Here is a 21,402-nt window from a genome sequence, read left to right as displayed (position 1 = left end):
AATAGTCACCGGGGCCCCCAGGGACGGGGGAGGGACCGCAGACAGCCGAGGAGGGCCCCCGTGGCAGAGACAGCCGCACGACGGGACCGTACGCACTATCTCTACCTGGCCGTGATCGGCGCCGTGGTGCTGGGCATCACGGTGGGCCTGGCCGCCCCCGACCTGGCCGTGGAGCTCAAGCCCATCGGGACCGGCTTCGTCAGCCTCATCAAGATGATGATCTCGCCGATCATCTTCTGCACGATCGTGCTGGGCGTCGGCTCCGTGCGCAAGGCCGCCAAGGTCGGCGCCGTCGGCGGCCTGGCCCTCGGCTACTTCCTGGTGATGTCGACGGTCGCCCTGGCCATCGGCCTGGTCGTCGGCAACATCCTGGAACCGGGCTCCAGCCTCCACCTCACCGAGGCCGCGCGCGCCGCCGGGGAGAAGCAGGCGTCGGGCGCCAGCGAGTCCACCGTGGACTTCCTGCTCGGCATCATCCCCACCACCATGGTCTCGGCCTTCACCGAGGGCGAGGTCCTGCAGACCCTCCTCATCGCCCTGCTGGCGGGCTTCGCCCTTCAGGCCATGGGCTCGGCCGGGGAACCCGTCCTGCGCGGGATCGGCCACATCCAGCGCCTCGTCTTCCGCATCCTCGCCATGATCATGTGGGCGGCCCCGGTCGGCGCGTTCGGCGCGATGGCCGCTGTGGTCGGCGAGACCGGCGTGGACGCGCTGAAGTCCCTGGCGATCATCATGATCGGCTTCTACGTCACCTGCGCGCTCTTCGTCTTCGTGGTCCTGGGCGCGATCCTGCGGCTGGTGGCGGGCGTCAACATCCTGTCCCTGCTGAAGTACCTGGGCCGTGAGTTCCTGCTGATCCTCTCCACCTCCTCCTCCGAGTCGGCCCTGCCGCGGCTGATCGCGAAGATGGAGCACATGGGAGTCAGCAAGCCGGTCGTCGGCATCACCGTGCCGACCGGCTACTCCTTCAACCTCGACGGCACCGCGATCTACCTCACGATGGCCTCGCTCTTCATCGCCAACGCGACGGGTGACCCGCTGAGCATCGGTGAGCAGATCTCCCTGCTGGTCTTCATGGTGATCGCCTCCAAGGGCGCGGCGGGCGTCACGGGCGCCGGCCTGGCCACCCTCGCGGGCGGCCTCCAGTCGCACCGCCCCGAACTGGTCGACGGTGTCGGCCTGATCGTCGGCATCGACCGCTTCATGAGCGAGGCCCGCGCCCTGACGAACTTCGCGGGCAACGCGGTCGCCACCGTGCTCGTCGGCACCTGGACCAAGGAGATCGACCGGGCCCGGGTGGACCAGGTCCTCTCCGGCGCACTCCCCTTCGACGAGAAGATGATCGCCGACGAGGGCCCCGCGGAGCCGCGCGTCCCCGAGTCCAGGGAGGGCGGCGAGGAGAAGCCGTCGCTGGCGAAGGTGTAGCGAACCGGGAGGTACGGCCGGTACGGACACCCCGTACCGGCCGTACGCGTCCGTACCGGCGTGACCGCCCCCTGCATCCACGGGCGGCCGTGCCGCAGTCGACTGCCGTGACCTACGGAAAGTGTGATCATTCCGTACTGGATCGGCTCCTACGCCTGCTACCTCCCGGTCTCCTGACCGCCGGTCAGTCGTACGGGATGTGGACGACCGACTGGTTGCCCACCCCCACCGTGCCGGGGCCGTTGCCGATGGCGTTCCAGATCTCCACCTTCACCCGGCCGTTCACCAGGTTGCCGTGGCTGCCGGTGGACGACTTCAGCCCCTTGGCCTGGGTGTAGTGCTCGTACCCGTTGACGGGATCGGTCGCGAAGTAGTTGTACGTTTCCGTACGGTCCCAGCTCCCGTCGCCCGTGCGGTCGTAACTCACCCTCACCTGCTGCCCGTTGGCTACGACGGTTCCCGAGTCGGAGAAGACGTCGAACTGGGTGGAGCCGCCGTCGTACGCCCGGGTGATGCCGGTCGCCGTGAAGGTCTGCGGGCTGTGAGGGGTCCCGTCGTAGTTACCGCCACCCGCCGACGCGACCGTCACCGACGAGGCGGAGGACTGGGCGGCGCCGAGACCGCCGGCGCTGCGCAGGGCCAGGGTGGAGGAGCCGGAGGGCGGGTCCGTGGGCGGGTCGGTCGGCGGGTCGGTGGTTCCGCCGCCGCCCCGCGTCCAGACGCCCACGTAGTCGACCAGCATGGGCCGGCCCGGCACCGTCTCGGTGGTAGGCGTGGAACCGCCGAGCGCGTTCGGGAAAGCACCGCCGATCGCGAGGTTGAGGAGGAGGAAGTACCCCGCGTGGTCGGTCATGTTCGCCCACGTCGCGGCGTCCAGCTGGTTCTGGGTGACGCTGTGGAAGAGCTGGTCGTCCACGTACCAGCGCAGTGCGTTGGGGCTGGCCGAGCGGTCCCACTCGAAGCGGTACGTATGGAACGCGGACTGGCAGCTCGCACCCGGGCAGGTACGGCTGTTGCCGAGGCCGGTGGTCTCGTTGCAGGGGCCGCCGGGGTTGACCCCGCAGTGGAGCACGCCCCAGACGGAGTTGATCCCGTTGACGTTCTCCATGATGTCGAACTCGCCGATGCCGGGCCAGTTCCAGTAGTTGCCCCGGTACGGCGAGCCGAGCGCCCAGAACGCGGGCCAGTAGCCGAGGGCCGCGTTGCCCGTGACGTTCGGCATCTGGACCCGGCCCTCGATGCGCAGGGTGCCTCCGGCCGGGGCCTTGAAGTCGGCCCGTCTGGTCTCGATCCGGCCCGAGGTCCAGGTGCCCGCGCCGTCCCGGAGCGGGGTGATGCGGAGGTTGCCGTTGCCGTCGAGGCTGACGTTGTCGGGGCTCGCCGTGTAGTTCTGGATCTCGCCGGTGCCCCAGTTGCCGGGGCCTCCCGGATAGCCGTGGCCCGTGTCGATCTGCCAGTTCGCGGAGGACGGCAGGGTGCGGTTCGCGCCGTTGAAGTCGTCGCTCCACTGCAGGTTCCAGCCGGCGGCGGGCGGTACGTCGCCCCGGGCGGACCCGGAACCGGCGACGGTGACGAGCCCGGCGAAGGCGAGGGCCAGGGCGGTCAGGGACGCGAGGACGGTGGTGCGTCTGTGGGGGGCGGTGCGGCTCGTACTCAAAAAACACCTCCGGTGGGCGGTGCCGAACAGAGTGACTGAGAGCGCTCTCAGAGACTTTTAACCGGGGGCCCGACCGCCGTCAATGGCCGTGACGGCCCAACTTTCCGCACACACGGGACGTGTTGCCTTGACGTGGGCGTCAAGGCTTACCGTCGCGGTATGCGAATCGGGGAGCTGGCCGAACGCGCCGGGACGACGACACGGACGCTGCGGTACTACGAATCACGCGGCCTGCTGCACGCCCGCCGGGCGGGCAACGGCTACCGCACGTACGACGAGAGCGATCTGCGGCTGATCCAGCAGATCCGAACCCTGCAGGACTTCGGGTTCGACCTGGAGGAGACCCGCCCCTTCGTCGACTGCCTGCGCGCCGGTCACCCGGCCGGCGACGCCTGCCCCGCCTCGCTGGCGGTCTACCGGCGCAAGCTGGGCGAGCTGGACGCACTCATCGACCAACTGCGGACGGTCCGTACGGAGGTCGGTGCGCAGCTGGCCCGCGCCGAGCTGGAGGCGTCGGCCGAGGTGCCGGGCGGCCCCGAACCCAGATGTGAACTGAACTGGAAGGACGGCAGATGATCCACGCAGAAGGTGTCGCCGAGGTGACCGACACGACGTTCGACGCGGAGGTCCTGGAGGGCGGGCTCCCCGTGCTGGTCGAGTTCACCGCGGACTGGTGCGGCCCGTGCCGCCAGCTCGCCCCCGTGCTCAGCGCGATCGCCGCCGAGGAGGCCGGCCGTCTCAAGGTCGTCCAGATCGACGTGGACGCCAACCCGGAGATTCCGAGCCGCTACGCGGTCCTCTCGATGCCGACGCTGATGGTGTTCCAGGGCGGCGAACCGGTGAAGTCCATGGTGGGCGCCCGCCCGAAGCGCAGGCTGCTGCAGGAGCTGGAGGAGGTGTTTCACGACCGCCTGACGTCCACGCGGCCGTGGGCGGATCGAGGTGGGAGTGAGGCGCCCGGAGGTGTGGGACGGCGAGGCGCCCGGAGGTGTGGGACGGCAGGCGCGCCGCGCCGGCGGACGGCTACGGCCGGAGTGCGCGTGCGGGGGCGCGGCGTAGCCGATGCCGTTCCTCCCCGAACCAGTTGGCGCGTGCCGGCGCACCGGGGTGCGGGGTAGCCTGTCGCTGCCCGCCTCAGGGGAAGCCACGGTACGAGGTCCGCGCCCGCAGTCGCCGGCCGTATCCGCACAAGGAGTCGGCATGACCGCCGCGTCGCCCTCGCTCGACACCGTCACGGGCGCGCGACAGGAGCTGACGGTCGTCGTGCCGGTGCGTCTGTCAGGATTACCCGACTGGCACGACGGGCCTTTTCCGTTCGAGCTGGGTGGCCGCCGGACCGACACCGCGACCCGGGCGACCTATTTCGCTCCGGCCTCTGCGCGAGTGCTGTACGGCGCGCCCGGACGGCCGCGACGCTGGCACCGGCCGGCATCGGTCGTCCACGACGGACTGCACCTCGTCGGCATGGAACTCCTGCGGACCGCCACCGTCCGGGATCCCGAGCACGCACTCGCGGTGCTCCACTTCACCGTGCACAGGCCGTTGCTGCCCGTGCTGCGCGCAATGGGGGGACGGCTGCCGGCCGACGCGGCGCCGCTCACGGGACCCCTGGACCCCAGGGAGCTCCTCGCCGGTGTGGCCGAAGTCATCAGTGGGACCGGGACGTTCGCCCTCGCCCGCCCTTACACGGTCGCCTTCCTGACGCCGGAGGCCGACCACACCCCCGCGCTGCGCGCGGGCCCCGAGGGGCCTCTGCCGGCCACGGCCGACCGTTGGCTCTGGCAACTCGCGTCGCGCTCCCACACGGCCGACTTCCCGCTCGCCCCGGAGATCGCCGTCACGGAGCTCGGCAGAGCCGTGCGCATCTCGGCCGACTGGAGCGCCCTGGTCCTCCGGCAGGGCGCCGCCTTCCTCGGCCACCGTGCGGACACGGGGGACGGCGACTTCTACGCGTTCGGTGCCCTGCAGTCACGGACCGTCTACCTGGACGCACTGCTGCTCGGATCGCTGCAGCGCGATCACATCGACGAGCTGACCGAAGAACTCTCGGACGTGTTCGACACCACGCAACTCGCCCGGCGGGTCGCCGCCCTGGAGCGGAACATCGCGGTCTTCCGCAGTACCTACTGGCGTCAGCACCTGACCGCCCACGGCCCGGCCAACGAACTGCTGCTGGCATTCCAGAACCAGCACCGGCTGTCCGAACGCTTCGGCGAGATCCTGGCGGAGGCCGCGGACTACAGCCGGCTGGTGCAGACGCAGGAGAGCCAACAGGTCAGCGGCGCACTGGGAACCCTCACGATACTGGGGCTGCCGCTCGGCACGGCACTCGGCGTGCTCCAGGTCCTGGGTGACGAGTCCCTCTCCCACCTCCTCATAGCCCTCGGGCTGTCCGTCGCGGCGACGGCGGGGGCACTCGCGACCCGTTACGGTCGGCTGGTCCTGTCGTCCTTGCGCGGGAGCACCGAAGCGTGACGACCGGGCCCGCCGCCGCGCCGAAGGAGCCGGCCCGCTGCTGACCACGGGGGAGGCGGCGGTGCGCTCACAGGGCCAGGGGCCCCTCGCCTGTGGGGAGTGGCAAGGGGCCCCTGGTGTCGTTCGCCGTCCGTCAGGCCGGCCGCAACCAGACCGTCGCCAGAGGCGGCAGCGTCAGGGTCAGGCTCGTCTCCCTGCCGTGGGCCGGTACCGCCTCGGGCTTCAGCGGTCCCTCGTTGCGCACGTCGCTGCCGCCGTACCGCGCCGCGTCCGTGTTGATGATCTCCACCCAGGCCTCCGGGCCGTCCGGCACGCCGATGCGGTAGTCGTTCCGTACCACCGGGGAGAAGTGGCAGACCGCGATCAGCGGTGAGCCGTCCGCGTCGTAGCGGACGAACGAGAGCGCGTTGTCCTCCGCCGCGCCGCCGTCGATCCAGGAGAAGCCTCCCGGGTCCGTGTCCCGCTGCCAGAGCGCGGGCAGCGCCCCGTACACCGCGTTCAGGTCGGTGACCAGTGTGCGTACGCCCCGGTGGTCACCGGAGGCCTCGTACGTCTCGTCCAGCAGCCACCAGTCGGGGCCGTGGCCCTCGGACCACTCGGCCCCCTGGGCAAACTCCTGCCCCATGAAGAGGAGTTGCTTGCCGGGGTGCGCCCACATGTATCCGAGGTAGGCGCGGTGGTTGGCGCGCCGCTGCCACCAGTCGCCGGGCATCTTGGTGACCAGTGCCTGCTTGCCGTGCACCACCTCGTCGTGCGAGATCGGCAGCACGTAGTTCTCGCTGTACGCGTACACCATCGAGAACGTCATCTCGTCGTGGTGGTACTTGCGGTGCACCGGCTCCTTGGACATGTACACCAGCGAGTCGTGCATCCACCCCATGTTCCACTTCAGCCCGAAGCCCAGGCCGCCGAAGCCGTCCGGTCCGACGTGGTGCGTGGCGCGGGTGACGCCGTTCCAGGCGGTGGACTCCTCCGCGATCGTGACGACACCCGGGTTGCGCCGGTAGACCGTCGCGTTCATCTCCTGCAGGAAGGCGACCGCGTCCAGGTTCTCCCGGCCGCCGTGCTCGTTCGGCGACCACTGGCCGTCCTCGCGCGAGTAGTCGAGGTAGAGCATCGAGGCCACCGCGTCGACCCGCAGGCCGTCGATGTGGAACTCCTCGCACCAGTACGTGGCGTTGGCGACCAGGAAGTTGCGGACCTCCGTGCGGCCGTAGTCGAACTCCAGGGTGCCCCAGTCCGGGTGTGCGGCCCGGGAGGGGTCGGAGTGCTCGTACAGCGGGCGGCCGTCGAACTCGGCCAGTGCCCAGTCGTCGCGCGGGAAGTGCGCCGGCACCCAGTCCATGAGGACGCCGATGCCCACCGCGTGCAGGGCGTCGACCAGGAAACGGAAGTCGTCCGGCGTGCCCATGCGGGACGTCGGCGCGTAGAAGCCGGTGACCTGGTATCCCCAGGAGCCGCCGAAGGGGTGCTCCGAGACGGGCATCAGCTCGACGTGGGTGAAGCCGAGCTCCCGTACGTAGGCGGGAAGCTGGGCGGCCAGCTCGCGATAGGTGAGGCCGGGCCGCCAGGAGGGGAGGTGCACCTCGTAGACCGAGAAGGGGGCCTCGTGCACCGGCCGGTCGCCCCGGTGCGCCATCCAGTCGGCGTCCTGCCACACGTGGTGCGAGGCCGTCACCACCGAGGCGGTCGCGGGAGGCACCTCCGTGTGGCGTGCCATCGGGTCGGCACGCTGGGTGTGCGAACCGTCGGGCCGGCAGATGTCGTACTTGTAGACGGCTCCCTCGCCGACGCCGGGGAGGAACAGTTCCCACACGCCCGTGGAGCCCAGCGAGCGCATGGGGAAGGCGGTGCCGTCCCAGTAGTTGAAGTCACCCGTGACGCGGACCCCGCGTGCGTTCGGGGCCCAGACCGTGAAGCGGGTGCCCGCCACGCCCTGGTGCTCCATCGGCTGGGCGCCGAGCGCCCGCCACAGCTCCTCGTGCCGGCCCTCTCCGATCAGGTGCAGATCGAGCTCGCCGAGCGCGGGCAGGAACCGGTAGGGATCCTCCACCTCGATCTCGTTGTCGTCGTAGGCGATCAGCAGGCGGTACCCGGGCACGGACGGCATCGGCAGGACGGCGGAGAAGAAGCCGTCGCCGTCACTCTGCAGCTCGGCCCGCACCCCCTCCGCCAGCACGGTCACCGTGCGGGCGAAGGGGCGCAGGACCCGGACGACCACCCCGCCCCGGGTCGCGTGCGCGCCCAGGACGTCATGGGGAGCGTGGTGCTCACCGGCGAGCAGTCGTCCCCGGTCGGCTTCGGACAGTGCCGTGGCCGGCAGTGCGTCCTTGCTCCCGCCGCCGCGCCGGGGGCGGGGTGGTGCGCCGGTGGTGGGGGCGGCGGCCGGCTCCGTCGCCGGCGTGGCACTGCCGGCCGGGGCGCCGGCGGCGACGGGTTCCGTGACCGGGGCGCCGGCGGGGACGGACTCCGCCAACGGGGCCTCGGCGCCGGTGGGCCCCGTATCCGCGGCCTCGGCACCGGCGGCCCTCGTACCCGCGGCCTTGGCCCCGGTCGTCCTGGCGGTCGTGGTCCTGGTTCCTGTCGGGGTCTTGGCGGTGGTGGCCCGCTTCGTCCTGCGCTTGGCGGGCGGCGGGGGTTCGGAGGCCGACGCGGTGACCTCGGTGGTCACAGGCTGCGCCGCGGGCGGGACCTCGAGGGGCTCGGGAGCGGGCTCGGGTGACTTGCGGGACGGCTTGCGGGCGGTCACAGGGACTGCCTCCTCGGAGGGTGAGGGATGGGAGGGGCGGGTCACGCGGTCGTGCTGGCCAGACGGTGGATGGCGGCCATCGGCACGGGCAGCCAGTCGGGGCGGTGCCGGGCCTCGTACAGCACCTCGTACACCGCTTTGTCGGTCTCGTGGGCGCGCAGCAGCTCCGGTTCGCCGCGCGGGTCGGTGCCCGCAGCCCGGGCGTAGCCCTCGCAGTACGCGGCACGGCAGCGTGCCGCCCACTCGGGGTTCCACGGCTGATGCGAGCGGGCCGCGTAGTCGAAGGACCTGAGCATCCCCGCGACGTCGCGCACCGTCGGCTGCGGGCTGCGGCGCTCGGGCAGGGGCCGGGCCGGTTCGCCCTCGAAGTCGATCAGCGACCAGAAGCCGTCCTCCCCGCGCAGGGTCTGGCCCAGGTGCAGGTCGCCGTGGACCCGCTGCGCGGCCCAGCCCTTGCCGGTACGGCCCAGCGCGGCGACGGCGTCGAAGGCGGCACGCAGCCCCGGTACGTACGGGACCAGGGCCGGGACCGCCTGCGCGGCACACTCCAGCCGCTCGATCATCCCGGCCACCAGGTGGCCGGTCCGCTCCCGGGCAAGGGTGGGCGTCGGCAGGGCCGTGGCGAGCGCCGTGTGGACCTCGGCCGTGGCCCGGCCCAGGGCGTGCGCCTCGGGGACGAAGTCGTCTCCCTTCGCGAGTGCTGCCAGCGCGAGCCGCCAGCCGTCCTGGGCGCCGCGCAGGAACGGCTGCAGGACTCCGAGGGTGAGCGGCTCCGGAGTCTCCGCCTCGAACCAGGCGACCGGGGCGGGCACCCGCCCGCAGCCCTCCCGGGCGAGCGCGAGCGGCAGTTCCAGATCGGGGTTGATACCGGGGAAGACCCGGCGGAAGATCTTCAGGATGTAGGCGTCGCCGTAGACGAGCGAGGAATTGGACTGCTCGGTGTCCAGGACGCGTGGGGCCAGTCCCGGAGGGATCGGGGCTGCCCGCTCGAAGCGGAGGTGGCCGAGCGATCCCGGGTTACGGAATCGTTCCAGCAACAGGTCGGCGACGCGGGGGTCGTGCAGTCCCTCGTACAGGGTGCGGCCGGCCAGCGGGCCGTCCGCCACCTGGCCGATCAGGGCACCGGCCAGGCGGGGCGGCAGCGTGGTGCGCACCCCGAGCAGGAGCTGGTAGCAGTCGTCGTGTGATTGGGGGGTGCGGCTCGGCTGATGGGCGCGGACGAGCAGGTGCAACAGGCCGGGGCCTGTCGTGGAGGCGTCCAGCGGCAGTATCTCGGTGGCCGCGACGAGGGAGAAGCCGGTGACCGGCTGCCCCTTGCCCGCGAACCACCGCTGCCGGGGGAGCCACTCGTGGAGCAGAGGGGTGAGCGACGTCAGCAGTGCCGTCGTGCCCGCGCTGCTCCCGGGACTCCGTCTCGCCGTCTTTCTCGTTGTTGTGTTCTTCGCCAGGGCGACTCGAGTGGATGCAGCCTCCGACATGGCATCGCGTCCTTTCCCCGGGCACACCACAGGATGCGAAGAGTGTCCCGGATTGCGGCAATGGCTGTCCGGCTGTGCGGGACGTGTCGGGTGAGGAAAGTCCGTACGGACTCGATCGAGAGGCCGTGAAGCGCCCGATGGAGCCCGGAAGAGCTCGATATGGGGGAGAGTGCCCCGTGCGGGGCGGCGGAAACCGCCCCGCGAGTGGCGCCCCTGAGGTGAGGCGCCGTCAGCTGACCGTCACCGGCGGTCAGCTGACCGGAGCATCCTTCCGCAGCCGGAACCAGTAGAAACCGTGCCCCGCCAGTGTCAGCAGGTAGGGCCACTGACCGACGGCGGGGAAGCGCACCCCGCCGATCAGCTCCACCGGATGACGCCCGTTGAAGGCGCGCAGATCGAGCTCCGTCGGTTGCGCGAAACGCGAGAAGTTGTGGACGCACAGCACGAGGTCGTCCTTGTACTCGCGGGTGAACGCGATCACCGCGGGGTTCGACGACGGCAGTTCGCTGTACGAGCCGAGGCCGAACGCCGGATTCTGCTTGCGGATCTCGATCATCCGCCGCGTCCAGTGGAGCAGCGACGACGGCGAGGCCATGGACGCCTCGACGTTGGTGACCTGGTAGCCGTAGACCGGGTCCATGATCGTGGGGAGGTAGAGCCGCCCCGGATCGCTGGAGGAGAAGCCCGCGTTGCGGTCCGGGGTCCACTGCATGGGGGTGCGCACGGCGTCGCGGTCGCCGAGCCAGATGTTGTCGCCCATCCCGATCTCGTCCCCGTAGTAGAGGATCGGTGACCCGGGCAGGGAGAGCAGCAGCGCGGTGAACAGCTCGATCTGGTTGCGGTCGTTGTCCAGGAGGGGTGCGAGGCGGCGGCGGATGCCGATGTTGGCACGCATCCGCGGGTCCTTGGCGTACTCCGCGTACATGTAGTCGCGCTCTTCGTCCGTGACCATTTCGAGGGTGAGCTCGTCGTGGTTGCGGAGGAAGATGCCCCACTGGCAGCCGGAGGGGATCTCCGGGGTCTTCGCCAGGATTTCCGAGACCGGGTAGCGGCTCTCCCGGCGTACGGCCATGAAGATGCGCGGCATGACCGGGAAGTGGAACGCCATGTGGCACTCGTCGCCGCCGGCCGGGAAGTCGCCGAAGTAGTCGACGACGTCCTCCGGCCACTGGTTGGCCTCGGCCAGCAGCACGGTGTCGGGATAGTTGGCGTCGATCTCCTTGCGGACCCGCTTGAGGAAGTTGTGGGTCTCGGGGAGGTTCTCGCAGTTGGTGCCCTCGCGCTGGTAGAGGTACGGCACGGCGTCGACCCGGAAACCGTCGATGCCGAGGTCCAGCCAGAAGCGCAGGGCGGAGATGATCTCCTCCTGCACGGCCGGGTTCTCGTAGTTGAGATCGGGCTGGTGCGAGAAGAACCGGTGCCAGTAGTACTGCTTGCGCACCGGGTCGAACGTCCAGTTGGACGTCTCCGTGTCGACGAAGATGATCCGCGCGTCCGGGAACTGCTTGTCGTCGTCGGCCCAGACGTAGTAGTCGCCGTACGGCCCGTGCGGGTCGGTGCGGGACTGCTGGAACCAGTCGTGCTGGTCGCTCGTGTGATTCATGACGAAGTCGATGATCACCCGCATGCCGCGCTGATGGGCGGCGTCGACGAACTCCACGAAATCGGCCAGGTCGCCGAACTCGGGCAGCACGGCGGTGTAGTCGGAGACGTCGTAACCGCCGTCACGCAGCGGCGACTTGAAGAAGGGCGGCAGCCAGAGGCAGTCGACACCGAGCCATTGCAGGTAGTCGAGCTTGGCGGTGAGGCCCTTGAGGTCGCCGACGCCGTCGCCGTTGGAGTCCTGGAAGGACCGGACGAGTACCTCGTAGAAGACGGCACGCTTGAACCAGTCGGGATCACGGTCCTTGGCGGGCGTGTCCTCGAACAGGTCGTGAACGGGCTCATTGACGATCATGGTGTGGGTGACCCTCCGGTCGGCGGGGACGGTCGCAGGACGACGACGTGCGCGGGTGTCACACCCGGCTCCAGACGCACATAGAAAGTCCTGCCCCAGTGATAGGTGTCGCCGGTGAGCTCGTCGCGCACCGGCACGCTCTCGTGCCGGTCGAGGCCGAGGCGCGGCATGTCCAACGAGACCGTGGCCTCCTGGGTGTGGTGAGGGTCGAGGTTGACGACCACCAGAACGATGTTCGAACCGGAGCGCTTGCTGTAGGCGATCAGCGCCTCGTTGTCGACGGAGTGGAAGTGGACGTCGCGCAGTTGCTGGAGCGCGGGGTGGCGACGCCGGATCCGGTTGAGCGAGGTGATCAGGGGTGCCAGCGAGCGGCCCTCACGTTCCGCCGCCTCCCAGTCCCTGGGCCTGAGTTGGTACTTCTCCGAGTCCTGGTACTCCTCGCTCCCGGGATGCACCGGGGTGTTCTCGCACAGCTCGAAGCCCGCGTACACGCCCCAGGAGGGGGACAGGGTGGCGGCGAGCACGGCCCGCGCCTCGAAGGCCGGACGGCCGCCGTCCTGGAGGTAACCGGGAAGGATGTCGGGCGTGTTCACGAAGAAGTTGGGCCTCATGTACGAGGCGGACTCGCCCGAGAGCTCCAGGGCGTACTCGGTGAGTTCCTGCTTCGTGTTACGCCAGGTGAAGTACGTGTAGGACTGCTGGAAGCCGACCGCTGCCAGCGTGCGCATCATCGCGGGCCGGGTGAACGCCTCGGCCAGGAAGATCACGTCCGGGTCGGTGCGGTTGATGTCGGCGATCACCTTCTCCCAGAAGACCACCGGCTTGGTGTGCGGATTGTCGACACGGAAGATGCGTACGCCGCGGTCCATCCAGAACCGCAGGAGGCGAACGGTCTCGGCGACGATCCCGGGCATGTCCTTGTCGAAGGCGATCGGGTAGATGTCCTGGTACTTCTTCGGCGGGTTCTCCGCGTAGGCGATGGACCCGTCGGGCCGGTGGTGGAACCACTCGGGGTGTTCGGTCACCCACGGGTGGTCCGGCGAGCACTGGAGCGCGAAGTCCAGCGCGACCTCCATCCGCAGCGTGCGGGCCGTGCCGACGAAGTGGTCGAAGTCCTCGAGCGTGCCGAGATCGGGGTGGACGGCGTCGTGGCCGCCCTCGGCCGAACCGATCGCCCAGGGCACCCCCGGGTCGTCGGGGGCGGGAGAGAGGCTGTTGTTGGGACCCTTGCGGTGCGTGGTGCCGATGGGGTGGATGGGTGGCAGGTAGACGACGTCGAACCCCATCGCTGCGACGGCCGGAAGCCGCTCGGCGGCGGTACGGAAGGTGCCGCTGACGATCCTGGTGGACGGGGCGGGAAGCCGCGCCCCGGCCTCAGGGCCCCTCTGCGCGCCCGTCGCGGCCTTCGTCGCCTTGGTGGCGCGCGGTTTCCGGGCCGGCTTCACGGGCGCGACCGGCTCCGGGCGTGCTCCCTCGGAGCGCGGGAACAGCTCGTACCAGGAACCGTAGAGGGCGCGTGGGCGCTCGACGACCAGGGGCATCGGGCGGGACGCCGTGACCAGTTCGCGCAGGGGGTGCCGGCCGAGAGCCTCGCCCACCTCGGGCGCGAGCGCGGCGTCCAGCCGGGCGGCCGCCGTGCGGCCGGTGTCGCGCAGTGCGTCGACGGCGGCGAGAACCGCCTCGCGCCCGTCGCGCTTCGGCACGCCGGTGGCGGCCCGTTCGTACAGTTCGGCGCCCTCCGCGAGGACCAGCGCGGTGTCGATTCCGGCGGGGATCTTGATCTGTGCGTGGTTGCGCCAGGTGGCGACCGGATCGCTCCACGCCTCGACGGTGTAGGTCCAGTGCCCCTCCGCCGTAGGGGTGACGTCGCAGCCCCAGCGGTCCGTACCCGGAGCGAGTTCGCGCATCGGCGTCCAGGGGCCGGGCCGTCCGCTCGGATCGCACAGGACGACATTGGCGGCCACCGCGTCATGGCCTTCACGGAAGACGGTGGCGCTGACCTGGAAGGTCTCACCTGCGACGGCTTTGGCCGGCCGTCTGCCGCAGTCGACGAGCGGACGGACGTCCAGGACGGGAATGCGACCGATCATGGAATCACCTGAGGGCTGGAGCTCGGCATGCACGGAGCGCGGAGTGGGTGTGAGGGGCTGACCGCGCGCGCCGCGATGGTGGGGTTGCGTCCTTTGTAGCCGCTCAGTCGTCGGCTGGCGGGCTGTGGGCATGGCCGCTCCTGTCCGCGTTCACTCGAATGGCACTCGAATGGCAGGTGCGCGAGGGTTCCGAGCTCGGATCGGGGCACCTGGGCTGCGCTGCGCGGGTGGGTACCGGGGAGCCTTCCCACCGCTTCCGGGCGGCCAACCCGACGGCGTGTTAACTCCTGGGTGCACTCGGCGCACGCGCTGTGTACGCGGCGTGCCGTTCCCCCGGCCGGCGCGTTACGCACAAACCGCAGCCTTCCCTGTGGTGCGACGCGTTACAAGGTCGCGTGAGGAGGGGAAATCGGCCATATCGCCCGTGACGCATGTGTGCGCATCTGGCCCATGGGGTCATGGGGGCCGATGGTGTGTACGGGACACGCGGGACGGGGGCGCAACGGGAGGGGCGTGGGAGGGCGCGCACGGTGCGACGACCGGGCCGGGGGCGGGCGGGCCGGGCGCCGCCGGACCCACTGAGCCGGTCGCGCGCCGTGGCCGCGTACGGCGGCACGCCGCTACCGTCGAGGGTGACGGAGAGGACGCACACCGTCGTGCGTCCCCTCGGATCCGTACGTCCCCTGTAAAGGTGGGATACGTGAAGGCCATTCGTCGATTCACCGTGCGTCCCGTCCTCCCCGAACCCCTGCAACCGCTCAGCGACCTCGCCCGCAACCTGCGCTGGTCCTGGCACACCGAGACCCAACAGCTCTTCCAGGCGGCCGACCCGGAGGGCTGGCGCCCCGCGGACGCCGACCCCGTGCGCCTGCTCGGCGCGGTCTCCGCCGGCCGCCTGACCGAACTGGCCGGGGACCAGCACTTCCTGCGCCGGCTCACCGAGGTGTCCGAGAACCTCCGGGAGTACCTCGAAGGACCGAGGTGGTACCAGGACCAGCTCGGCCAGGGTGCGGAGCTCCCCGCCGCCATCGCCTACTTCTCACCCGAATTCGGGGTCACCGCGGCCCTGCCCCAGTACTCCGGCGGACTCGGCATCCTGGCCGGGGACCACCTGAAGGCCGCCAGCGACCTGGGCGTGCCCCTCATCGGGGTCGGCCTGCTCTACCGGCACGGCTACTTCCGCCAGAGCCTGTCCCGTGACGGCTGGCAGCAGGAGCACTATCCGGTCCTGGATCCCAACGAGTTGCCGCTCACCCTCGTACGCGAGGCGGACGGCACCCCCAGCCGGGTGGTGCTCGCCCTGCCCGGCGGGCGTTCGCTGTACGCCTCGATCTGGCAGGCCCACGTGGGCCGCGTCCCGCTGCTGCTGCTCGACTCCGACGTCGAGGAGAACGCACCCGGCGAGCGCGACGTCACCGACCGGCTCTACGGCGGCGGCAGCGACCACCGCCTGCTGCAGGAGATGCTGCTCGGCATCGGCGGGGTCCGGGCGGTGCGGACCTACTGCCGGCTGACCGGGCACGCGGACCCCGAGGTGTTCCACACCAACGAGGGACACGCCGGATTCCTCGGCCTGGAGCGCATCCGGGAACTCTCCGAGACCGGCCTGGACTTCGACGCGGCCCTGGAGACGGTGCGGGCCGGGGCGGTGTTCACCACCCACACCCCGGTCCCCGCCGGCATAGACCGGTTCGAGCGCCAGCTGGTCGCCCGCCACTTCGGTGACGACGGCGAACTGCGGGGCGTGCCCGTGGACCGGATCCTGCGCCTCGGCATGGAAACGTATCCCGGTGGGGAGCCGAACCTCTTCAACATGGCGGTGATGGGCCTGCGGCTCGCGCAGCGCGCCAACGGCGTCTCCACGCTGCACGGAGCCGTCAGCCGGGAGATGTTCTCCGGCCTGTGGCCGGGCTTCGACCCCACGGAGGTGCCGATCACCTCCGTGACCAACGGGGTGCACGCGCCGACGTGGGTCGCCCCCGAGGTACTCCGCCTCGGCGCCAGGAAGTTCGGCACCGACCGTGCGGAGAACGCCCTCGCGGGCGCCGAGGTCAGCCAGGACGACAGTGCCGGGAGCGAGCAGGCCGGCACCCCCAGACGCTGGAACGCCGTGACAGCCGTCCCGGACCGGGAGATCTGGGACCTCCGCCGCGGGCTGCGCGAGCAGCTCGTCACCGAGGTCCGCAAGCGGCTCTACGCCTCCTGGCGCAGGCGCGGCGCCGGCACCGCCGAGCTGGGCTGGATCGACGACGTGCTCGATCCCGACGTCCTGACCATCGGATTCGCCCGCCGCGTCCCCTCCTACAAGCGCCTGACGCTCATGCTGCACGACCGCGACCGGCTGCGGGCGCTCCTGCTCCACCCGACGCACCCCATCCAGATCGTCGTCGCCGGCAAGGCCCACCCCGCCGACGACGGGGGGAAGCGCCTCGTCCAGGAGCTGGTGAAGTTCGCGGACGACCCCAGGGTGCGCCACCGCATCGTCTTCCTGCCGGACTACGGCATGGGGATGGCGCAGAAGCTCTACCCGGGCTGCGACGTCTGGCTCAACAACCCGCTGCGCCCGCTGGAGGCCTGTGGCACCAGCGGGATGAAGGCCGCGCTCAACGGCTGCCTCAACCTGTCGGTGCGCGACGGCTGGTGGGACGAGTGGTACGAACCGGACTTCGGCTGGGCGATCCCCACCGCCGACGGTTCCGCCACCGACGAGGAGCGGCGCGACGAGCTGGAGGCGGGCGCCCTCTACTCGCTGATCGAGGAGCGGGTCGCCCCCCGCTTCTACGACCGGAACGCCGAGGACCTGCCGGAGCGGTGGATCGAGATGGTCCGCCGCACCCTGGTCACCCTGGGACCCAAGGTTCTGGCGGGCCGCATGGTGCGCGAGTACGTCGAGCGGCTCTACGCCCCTGCGGCGGCGGCCCGCCGGGCCCTGCAGCCGGCAGTGGCACAGGAGCTGGCGGCCTGGAAGGCCAGGGTCCGCGCGGCGTGGCCCCAGGTGGCCGTCGACCACGTGGAGGCCTCGGCCGACACCGTGGTGGGCGGGTCGGCCGAGCTGGGCTCCACCCTCGCGCTCCGGGTGCGGATCGCGCTGGGCGGCCTGGATCCGGACGACGTCGAGGTGCAGGTGGTCGCCGGCCGGGTCGACTCCGGTGACGCGATCGCCGAGGCCCAGGCCTTCCCGCTGAAGCCGGCGGGCGGTCACGACCTGGAGGACCGCTGGCTGTACGAGGGCCCGCTCGCGCTCGACCGCACGGGACCGTACGGCTACACGGTGCGGGTCCTGCCCTCCCATCCGCTGCTCGCCTCCGGTGCGGAGCTGGGCCTGGTCGCCGTGCCGACCGCTTCGGCGGGTGAGGACGGCGGGGTGCTCCTGCGCTGACGTCCGCGCGTGGGCCCGTCGCCGGCCGCGGCGACGGGCCCACAACCGTCCCCGCTTCCGCCCCACCCGCAATCACGGCGGATACGGCAGGGGTGATTAGCCGGTGATCTCGCTACCATGACTGCCGGTGCCTCAGTGGCTCGTAGGCCACCGGCGCGACAGCGATGCGTCCCCGGGCGCGAGTGGAGGTCAGCACGGTGAACGGCGGCGGAGGCCGAGCGAGACGCCTGACCCGTCGGCTGGCCGCCCAGGGCGGCACGTCCCGGCTGCTGCACATCCGCCGCCCGGAGAACACCGGCGCCCTGCGGGCCGACCGCTTCACCACAGCCGCCCGGATGCGCTGGCTCCACGCGGCGAGCACCCGGATCGGTACGACGCTGGACCTGGAGCGTACGGCCCAGGAGCTGGCTGCCTACAGCGTGCCCAGGCTGGCGGACGGCGCCGCCGTCGACCTGCTGGAATCCGTGCTGCGCGGCGAGGAGGGCGAGCGCGTCACCGGGAGCGCCGTACCCGCCACCCGGGCCATGGCGGTGCGGGCCGTCGAGGCGCTCTCCGGACTGGAACCCTCCCCGGTCGGCGAGGTCGTCGACCGGCGGGAGCGCCGGGAGACCCTGCTGACCACGCACTGCCTGCGCCGCGGCGAGTCCGTACTGGTCAGCAGGATGACCGAGGAGGACTACCGGCGCGTCGCCCCGACGGACAGCGCCGCGGCGGCCATGCGGCGCCAGGGCGTCCACAGCTACCTCGCCGTACCGCTGATCGCCCGTGGTGTCCTGCTGGGCTCGGCCGACTTCGTACGCGCCGGGGACAGCCCGCCCTTCAACCGGGCCGACGCCGACGTGGCCGTCCAGCTCGGCGCCATGGCAGCCGTCTTCATGGACAACGCCCGCCTCTACGGGCGCGAGCGCCAGCACGTCCTCTCCCTCCAGCGCAGCCTGCTCCCGCGCGCCACCCCCCGCACCCCCGGCCTGCGGGTGCGCGCGCACTACGCGCCGGCCGCCGACGCGCACGGGGTGGGCGGCGACTGGTACGACGTGGTGGCGCTGCCCGGCGGGCGTACGGCGCTGGTCGTCGGCGACGTCACCGGCCACGGGGTGGCGGCCGCCGCGACGATGGGACGGCTGCGCACCGTGGCCCGTACCCTCATGACGCTGGACATCGCGCCGGACCGGGTGCTCGCCCGGCTGGACCTGGCCACCCGCGACCTGGAGGACGACCAGGTCGCCACCTGTCTCTGCGCGGTCTACGACCCGGCGGACGGCGGCTACACGATCGCGAGCGCGGGCCATCCGCCGCCGCTGCTGGTGGAGGACGACGGCACCACCCGGTTCCTCGACGTCCCGGTCGGCGCGCCGCTGGGAGCGGGAGTCATCCCCTACGACCCGCTGCGGTTGCGCGCCCGGGCGGGCAGCCGGCTGGTGCTCTACACCGACGGCCTGGTCAAGACGCGCGTCGACGACGTGGACGTCCAGCTGGAAGGGCTGCGCGCGGCCGTGGCCGCGATGGTGCCGGCGGACCTCGACGACGGAGGGCTCCTCACCCTGCTGCGGCAGGCCGAAGGCCGCTTCGACGAGGCGGTGCTGGTGGTGGCCGGGGGGAGCGAGCTGCCGGCCGAGGCCGGCCTGCGGGTGTGGGACCTGCCGGAGGAGGGCAACCCGGCCTCCACCGCCCGCAGGCTGGTCACCGAGCAGCTCACCCGGTGGGGCCTGGCCGATATCGCCGACGTCACCGAACTGGTCGTCAGCGAGCTGGTCGGCAACGCCATGCGGTACGGCGGCGGCCCCGGCCGGCTACGGCTGCTGCGTGACGAGCGGCTGCTGGTCGAGGTCGCGGACACCGGGCCCGACCTGCCGCAGATCCAGCACGCCGACGTGAGCGACGAGGGCGGCCGGGGGCTGCAGCTCATCAACCTGCTGTGCCGCCGGTGGGGTTCGTGCCGCACGGCGACCGGCAAGGTCGTCTGGGCCGAGCAGAACATCCCGTCCTAGGCCGGAGATCGACCGGTCCTCCTTGCCATGGGGGAACGGCCCGGGAGGGGTGTGCCTCTCCCGGGCCGTTCGGTCCTGCGGGGCAGCCGGTGTTCCTGCGCACCGCCTGCTCAGCCTGCGGGGCAGGCGATCAGAAGGTCAGCTTCACGCTGTTGAAGGTGCCGGTGTCGCCGGAGTAGGCGTCCTGGACCCTGAGGTTCCAGGTGCCGTTGGCCACCTCGGAGGAGGCGTTGACCGTGTAGGTCGCCACCACGTTGTCCGCGGAGTCGCTCGACGAGGAGTTCTTCAGGCGGTACGCCGTCCCGTCCGGGGCGACCAGGTCGAGGACGAGGTCACCGCGGTAGGTGTGCGTGATGTTGACCGCCACCGAGAGGTTGCTGGGCGCGTTGCCGGTGACGCCGCTGACGACGACCGGGATGTTGGTGGTGCTCAGGTCGGCGAGTGCCTTGACGGTCGTGTTCTGGAAGACCGTGCCACCCGGGTCGGTGCCGCCACCGGGGCGTGAGCCCACGGCGATGCCGGCCCAGGCGTTGGCGACCGCGGTGTACTCGGCGCTCGTGGTGCCGTACAGCTCACCGGCAACGGCCAGCGTGCCGGTGCGGGCCGCGGCGTAGTTCGTGGTGGAGGTGAACTTCGTGGTGAGCGCCTTGAACCAGATCTGCAGCGCCTTGTCCCGGCCGATGCCGGTCACCGGAAGGCCGTCCGACGTCGGGGAGTTGTAGGACACCCCGTTGACGGTCTTGGCACCGCTGCCCTCGGAGAGCAGGTAGAAGAAGTGGTTCGCCGGGCCCGAGGAGTAGTGGACGTCGACCGAGCCGAGGCCCGAGTACCAGGAGTCCTTGGACGCGCCGTCCTTGCTCGGCTTGTCCATGTAACGCAGCGGCGTGCCGTCACCGTTGATGTCGATCTTCTCGCCGACGAGGTAGTCGCCCGGGTCCGTGGCGGTGTTGGAGTAGAACTCCACGCCCGCCGCGAAGATGTCCGAGGTGGCCTCGTTGAGGCCACCGGACTCGCCGCTGTAGTTGAGACCGGCGGTGTTGGAGGTGACGCCGTGCGTCATCTCGTGGGCCGCCACGTCCAGCGAGGTCAGGGGCGCGAGGTTGCCGCTGCCGTCGCCGTAGGTCATGCAGAAGCAGCTGTCGGACCAGAAGGCGTTGACGTAGCTGTTGCCGTAGTGGACGCGGGAGTACGCGCCGACGCCGTTGCCCTTGATGCCGGTGCGGCCCATGACGTTCTTGTAGAAGTCCCAGGTCTCCGCGGCCCCGTAGTGCGCGTCGGCGGCGGCCGTCTCGGTGTTCGACGCGCTGCCGTTGCCCCAGATGTCGTCCGCGCCGGAGAACAGCGTCCCGGTGCCCGAGGTGCCGCGGTTCAGGTTGTACGTCTTGTGGCTGCCGCGCGCGGCGTCGGTCAGGTTGTACGAGCCCGAGGACCCGGAGGTGCCCAGCGTGACCTGGCCGCTGTACTGGGTGTTGCCGGTGCCGGTCTCGATGGCCTGCCACTCGTACAGCTTGGCGCCGGACGAGGCGTCGGTGATGACGTGCAGCTCGTTCGGGGTGCCGTCGTGCTGCAGCCCGCCGACCACGGTCTCGTACGCCAGCTGCGGGGTGCCGTTCGCCGCCCAGACGACCTTGCGCGGGGCCTTGCTCGCCTCGGCGCTCTTCGAGCCGTCGGCCCGGGCCGCGGTGAGCGCCTGCTTCTCGGCGGTGGCCGGTGCGACGTCCGCGGTGGTGCCGACCGCCTTCAGCTGCGCTCCGGTCGCCTTGGACGCCTTGGTGACGCCTTCGGTCGCTCCGGCCTTCGACTCGGCCACGACCAGGTCGCCGCCGAGGACCGGGAGGCCGTCGAGGGTGCGCTCGTAGCGTGTGTGCGTGGTGCCGTCGACGTCCTTGACGACATCGCGGACGACGAGCTTCTCCGTGGAACCGAGGCCGAGCTCCTTGGCGGTGGCCGCCTTGGTGGAGTTGGCCTCGCGGAGCAGTTCGGCCCGCTGGGCGGGGGAGAGCTTCGCGGGGAGCGCGCCCGGGTCGGCGCCCTTGACGGCGGCGGCGGGGGCGGCACTGGCGTTGTCGGCCGGGGCGGCGGTGGCACCGCTCTGGACTCCGACGGTGAGGAGGGCTGCTGCGGCTATCAGAGCGCCGGTCGCGGTGGCACGACGGCTGGGCGTGGATCTCACGCGGACTCCTTCTGCGAGGGGGGTCCCGACC

General features: G+C 71.2%; 11 protein-coding genes and 1 pseudogene. 6 read left to right on the top strand and 6 right to left on the bottom strand.

Annotation, left to right across the window (positions count from 1 at the left end; translation table 11 throughout):
- Positions 1-60: 60 nt before the first annotated feature.
- The gene (locus QFZ58_RS11915) at positions 61-1,425 is read left to right on the top strand and encodes a cation:dicarboxylate symporter family transporter (protein ID WP_307124897.1); all 1,365 of its coding nucleotides are present in this window, start codon (positions 61-63) and stop codon (positions 1,423-1,425) included.
- A 184-nt stretch (positions 1,426-1,609) separates the two neighbouring features.
- Here the strand turns inward: QFZ58_RS11915 and QFZ58_RS11910 are convergent, their stop codons facing one another.
- Entirely contained in the window at positions 1,610-3,082 is a 1,473-nt protein-coding gene (locus tag QFZ58_RS11910) for a glycoside hydrolase family 16 protein (RefSeq protein WP_307124896.1), read from the bottom strand.
- Between the two features lie 159 nt (positions 3,083-3,241).
- On the opposite strand from QFZ58_RS11910, the gene QFZ58_RS11905 reads away from it, so the two are divergent.
- The 3 genes and pseudogenes from QFZ58_RS11905 (at position 3,242) to QFZ58_RS11895 (ending at position 5,557) form a co-directional block, all read left to right on the top strand.
- Positions 3,242-3,658 (top strand): MerR family transcriptional regulator, encoded by a 417-nt coding sequence (locus tag QFZ58_RS11905; RefSeq protein WP_307124895.1) that lies wholly within the window; start codon positions 3,242-3,244, stop codon positions 3,656-3,658.
- Positions 3,655-3,981: pseudogene (trxA, locus tag QFZ58_RS11900) on the top strand (thioredoxin); the annotation flags it as partial. The gene QFZ58_RS11905 and the pseudogene trxA, both read left to right, overlap by 4 nt.
- Before the next feature lie 301 nt (positions 3,982-4,282).
- A complete protein-coding gene (locus QFZ58_RS11895) occupies positions 4,283-5,557 on the top strand; it encodes a hypothetical protein (RefSeq protein ID WP_307124894.1) in 1,275 nt (424 codons plus the stop codon).
- Positions 5,558-5,690: 133 nt separating this feature from the next.
- Here QFZ58_RS11895 and glgB read toward each other — a convergent pair whose 3' ends face one another.
- The 4 genes from glgB to QFZ58_RS11875 form a co-directional block, all read right to left on the bottom strand.
- The gene (gene glgB / locus QFZ58_RS11890) at positions 5,691-8,306 is read right to left on the bottom strand and encodes a 1,4-alpha-glucan branching enzyme (RefSeq protein WP_307124893.1); all 2,616 of its coding nucleotides are present in this window, start codon (positions 8,304-8,306) and stop codon (positions 5,691-5,693) included.
- Between the two features lie 41 nt (positions 8,307-8,347).
- Positions 8,348-9,784, bottom strand: coding sequence for a maltokinase (locus QFZ58_RS11885; protein WP_307124892.1), 1,437 nt, complete (start codon positions 9,782-9,784; stop codon positions 8,348-8,350).
- 250 nt (positions 9,785-10,034) lie between these two features.
- Entirely contained in the window at positions 10,035-11,741 is a 1,707-nt protein-coding gene (gene treS, locus QFZ58_RS11880) for a maltose alpha-D-glucosyltransferase (protein WP_307124891.1), read from the bottom strand.
- Entirely contained in the window at positions 11,738-13,831 is a 2,094-nt protein-coding gene (locus QFZ58_RS11875; protein ID WP_307124890.1) for an alpha-1,4-glucan--maltose-1-phosphate maltosyltransferase, read from the bottom strand. The genes treS and QFZ58_RS11875 overlap by 4 nt, the downstream gene beginning before the upstream one ends.
- Before the next feature lie 700 nt (positions 13,832-14,531).
- On the opposite strand from QFZ58_RS11875, the gene glgP reads away from it, so the two are divergent.
- Positions 14,532-17,210 carry an alpha-glucan family phosphorylase gene (gene glgP / locus QFZ58_RS11870; protein WP_307124889.1) on the top strand — a complete coding sequence of 893 codons (2,679 nt, stop codon included), beginning with the start codon at positions 14,532-14,534 and terminating at the stop codon, positions 17,208-17,210.
- A gap of 197 nt (positions 17,211-17,407) precedes the next feature.
- Positions 17,408-19,198, top strand: coding sequence for a SpoIIE family protein phosphatase (locus QFZ58_RS11865; RefSeq protein WP_307124888.1), 1,791 nt, complete (start codon positions 17,408-17,410; stop codon positions 19,196-19,198).
- 130 nt (positions 19,199-19,328) lie between these two features.
- On the opposite strand, the gene QFZ58_RS11860 is transcribed toward QFZ58_RS11865, so the two are convergent.
- On the bottom strand, positions 19,329-21,371 hold the full coding sequence (locus QFZ58_RS11860) for a M4 family metallopeptidase (RefSeq protein WP_307124887.1): 2,043 nt from the start codon (positions 21,369-21,371) through the stop codon (positions 19,329-19,331).
- Between the last annotated feature and the right edge of the window lie 31 nt (positions 21,372-21,402).

The organism is Streptomyces sp. B1I3 (assembly GCF_030816615.1).
Lineage (GTDB): Bacteria > Actinomycetota > Actinomycetes > Streptomycetales > Streptomycetaceae > Streptomyces.
This window is presented reverse-complemented; position numbering and strand designations above follow the sequence as displayed.

Bases quoted from the DNA above. Each gene is read 5' to 3' on its own strand.
- QFZ58_RS11905 (WP_307124895.1), top strand. From the start codon at position 3,242: ATGCGAATCGGGGAGCTGGCCGAACGCGCCGGGACGACGACACGGACG.
- QFZ58_RS11895 (WP_307124894.1), top strand. From the start codon at position 4,283: ATGACCGCCGCGTCGCCCTCGCTCGACACCGTCACGGGCGCGCGACAG.
- QFZ58_RS11885 (WP_307124892.1), bottom strand. From the start codon at position 9,784: ATGTCGGAGGCTGCATCCACTCGAGTCGCCCTGGCGAAGAACACAACA.
- treS (WP_307124891.1), bottom strand. From the start codon at position 11,741: ATGATCGTCAATGAGCCCGTTCACGACCTGTTCGAGGACACGCCCGCC.
- QFZ58_RS11875 (WP_307124890.1), bottom strand. From the start codon at position 13,831: ATGATCGGTCGCATTCCCGTCCTGGACGTCCGTCCGCTCGTCGACTGC.